Source organism: Morganella sp. HMSC11D09, assembly GCF_001807955.1.
Classification (GTDB): domain Bacteria; phylum Pseudomonadota; class Gammaproteobacteria; order Enterobacterales; family Enterobacteriaceae; genus Morganella; species Morganella morganii.
The window spans coordinates 1-3,006 of record NZ_KV791671.1; the positions used below are offsets into that span (position 1 = coordinate 1).

Annotated in this window: 2 protein-coding genes and 2 pseudogenes; 1 reads left to right on the forward strand and 3 read right to left on the reverse strand. The window is 44.9% G+C overall.

Features of this window, described 5'->3' with window-relative positions; genetic code table 11:
* A pseudogene (locus tag HMPREF3119_RS18720) lies at positions 1 to 168 on the reverse strand (DNA polymerase V subunit UmuC); the annotation flags it as partial.
* A 524-nt stretch (positions 169 to 692) separates the two neighbouring features.
* Here HMPREF3119_RS18720 and HMPREF3119_RS06065 point away from each other — a divergent pair.
* Positions 693 to 1,813 (forward strand): IS3-like element ISSen4 family transposase gene (locus HMPREF3119_RS06065; RefSeq protein WP_087451024.1). Its coding sequence is split into 2 segments (ribosomal slippage): positions 693 to 951 and positions 951 to 1,813, totalling 1,122 coding nucleotides; the frame shifts between segments, so codons are not numbered across the junction.
* Between the two features lie 9 nt (positions 1,814 to 1,822).
* Here the strand turns inward: HMPREF3119_RS06065 and HMPREF3119_RS06070 are convergent.
* Together HMPREF3119_RS06070 and HMPREF3119_RS19100 are read right to left on the reverse strand one after the other, a co-directional pair.
* On the reverse strand, positions 1,823 to 2,677 hold the full coding sequence (locus HMPREF3119_RS06070) for a hypothetical protein (protein ID WP_246829249.1): 855 nt from the start codon (positions 2,675 to 2,677) through the stop codon (positions 1,823 to 1,825).
* A 191-nt stretch (positions 2,678 to 2,868) separates the two neighbouring features.
* Positions 2,869 to 3,006, reverse strand: a pseudogene (locus tag HMPREF3119_RS19100) (hypothetical protein); the annotation flags it as partial.

Here is a 3,006-nt window from a genome sequence, read left to right on the forward strand (position 1 = left end):
GAACCGGGCCGACATGGAGGCATAGAGAGTGTAATTAGAGCTAAAAATAGCGATGTTATGACGCTCGATTATGGGTCTGACTTTGAAGTACGGATCGCCCATTTTCAGGCCCGCTTTCTTCGCCAGGTAATTACGGGCCACAATGTTGCCGTCATTATTCACCGTTACACGTTTTACACCCTAAAATGTTATGAAAAACCTTTCTGAACAAAGCCTGTAGCCTGATTTGTGTAATTCTCACCGATATGAAGCAATAAGTTGAGAATTTTTTAATATGGGGCTCATTAATTCTCAACAATTAAGTGTGGCATAACATTAATGTCTAAAACTTCTCAGTCTCGCATGCCAGATTGGTTCGTAGTCGTCGAGTGGTGATTGTGACAATAAAGATCGAAACTTATGCTTTATCAACATGGCTATCTTAGATAAGTGTGCCAACAAAGTTTGAAACACACTTTTGCCCCATTATGAGTTACAACCCAAAGTTCAAACAGTGATGTTGAGGTAACTTTGATATACAAAAAGTAATGAACAGCAAAAGATAAAAGCTGAGCCAATTTGTTCACACTATTCAGTTAGCATGAGCTTTGCTTTAAGAAACGTAAGTTTGATGTCATCAGTTGACCTGCTCCCCGTTGATTAGTACACCCCGATGTTAGTAATGTCTTCATAAGCCACATGAGGACATCCCCATGAAGAAGCGTTTTTCCGACGAACAGATCATCAGTATTCTCCGCGAAGCCGAAGCTGGGGTACCCGCCCGTGAACTCTGCCGCAAGCATGCCATTTCCGATGCCACGTTTTACACCTGGCGTAAGAAGTATGGCGGTATGGAGGTGCCTGAAGTTAAGCGCCTGAAGTCGCTTGAGGAAGAGAACGCCAGACTCAAGAAGCTGCTTGCCGAAGCCATGCTGGATAAAGAGGCGCTTCAGGTGGCTCTTGGGCGAAAGTACTGACGACAGACCAGAAGCGGGAAGCCGTGATGTTGATGTGTGATGCGACCGGTCTGTCGCAACGTCGTGCCTGCAGGCTTACAGGTTTATCCCTGTCGACCTGCCGCTATGAGGCTCACCGTCCGGCTGCTGATGCGCATTTATCAGGGCGCATCACTGAGCTGGCACTGGAGCGCAGGCGTTTTGGCTACCGTCGTATTTGGCAGTTGCTGCGCCGTGAAGGGCTTCATGTTAATCATAAGCGCGTGTACCGGCTTTATCACCTCAGTGGCCTGGGCGTAAAACGCAGAAGACGTCGTAAAGGGCTGGCAACAGAACGTCTGCCGCTGCTCCGTCCGGCGGCGCCCAATCTGACCTGGTCGATGGATTTCGTCATGGACGCACTTTCCACCGGTCGCAGGATCAAGTGTCTTACCTGCGTCGATGATTTCACAAAGGAATGCCTGACGGTCACTGTTGCCTTTGGGATTTCAGGCGTTCAGGTCACGCGTATTCTGGACAGCATTGCACTGTTTCGAGGCTATCCGGCGACGATAAGAACTGACCAGGGGCCGGAGTTCACTTGCCGTGCACTGGATCAATGGGCCTTTGAGCATGGTGTTGAGTTGCGCTTAATCCAGCCGGGCAAGCCAACGCAGAACGGATTTATTGAGAGCTTTAACGGACGATTTCGCGATGAATGTTTGAATGAGCACTGGTTCAGCGATATCGTTCATGCCAGGAAAATTATTAATGACTGGCGGCAGGATTATAACGAATGCCGCCCGCACTCCACGCTGAATTATCAGACACCGTCTGAATTTGCAGCGGGCTGGAGAAAGGGTCATTCTGAGAATGAAGATTCCGACGTTACTAACTGAGTGTTGTATCTAATCGTGGGGGCAGGTCACAGTTTTGGTGAACTTGAACTTACCGTCAGTAGAAGCGTTAAACCTTTCAAAATAGTATTCAAGTAGCGGATCGTACCTGCCACCGTGAACCCAAGTGTAGAACTTACCAAGTTCATAACGTAACTCTTTATCAAGTTCAGATCTTATTCTCAGCTCACTATCGTTTGCTAGGTCAACGATGTTCATTTCTTGAAGGTTCGTCTTAATCTCTTCAATCAGAGGTAGGAGGGATTCTTTATACTTATCAGCCAATGGTACAAGGTCAGCGTCAGTTACTTCCGCTTCAAAAATCATAATCAGGTCGTCAATCTCCCCGTTATAGTAATCGTTATCTAATCGTTTTTCTGACTCAGTACGAAGAACATAGAGTTGTTCTAAAGGATCTAATTTAGTCTCAATTTTTTCTTTTGAAAGTTTGTGTTGATACTCAACAAACAGCGTTTCAATCCTATCAGCAATAACATCAAGATACTCATATCGAATTCTGAGAAATTCCAACAGCTCATTGATATTGAGGTTTAACGTTAGGTCTTCTTTACCCACATCTCGACTGTACAAATGAACACTCAAATCGCCAGTGTTGAAATGACTTTGAAATGGCCAACTTGCGAAACGCTTTGAGTTTTCTTGATTCAGATTTACGGGGTGAGCACCGAAACACGCCCTGATAGTTTTAAAATAATTATTATCATCTTCATTAGCGAAGAGGCGATCTTTGAAACATTTCTTTTCACCATAAAACGGATCTTTCTTATCAGTTATAAACACTCGATGGAGTTGTTTTATTGACTCGAAAATAAGGTCTATTGAAGAGATCAGAGAGTAGACCTGCATACATCTACTATCTATGTTCTTGTCAAACTCAGGCGCATTTTCTAAGGAAGGTGCGAATAAGCGGGGAAATTCTTCTCGGCTGACTCAGTCATTTCATTTCTTCATGTTTGAGCCGATTTTTTCTCCCGTAAATGCCTTGAATCAGCCTATTTAGACCGTTTCTTCGCCATTTAAGGCGTTATCCCCAGTTTTTAGTGAGATCTCTCCCACTGACGTATCATTTGGTCCGCCCGAAACAGGTTGGCCAGCGTGAATAACATCGCCAGTTGGTTATCGTTTTTCAGCAACCCCTTGTATCTGGGGTCAGTTTGGATATCGAAAATTATTGT

Excerpts from the sequence above, each read along its gene's own strand:
- HMPREF3119_RS06070 (WP_246829249.1), bottom strand. The coding sequence starts at position 2,677 with ATGCAGGTCTACTCTCTGATCTCTTCAATAGACCTTATTTTCGAGTCA.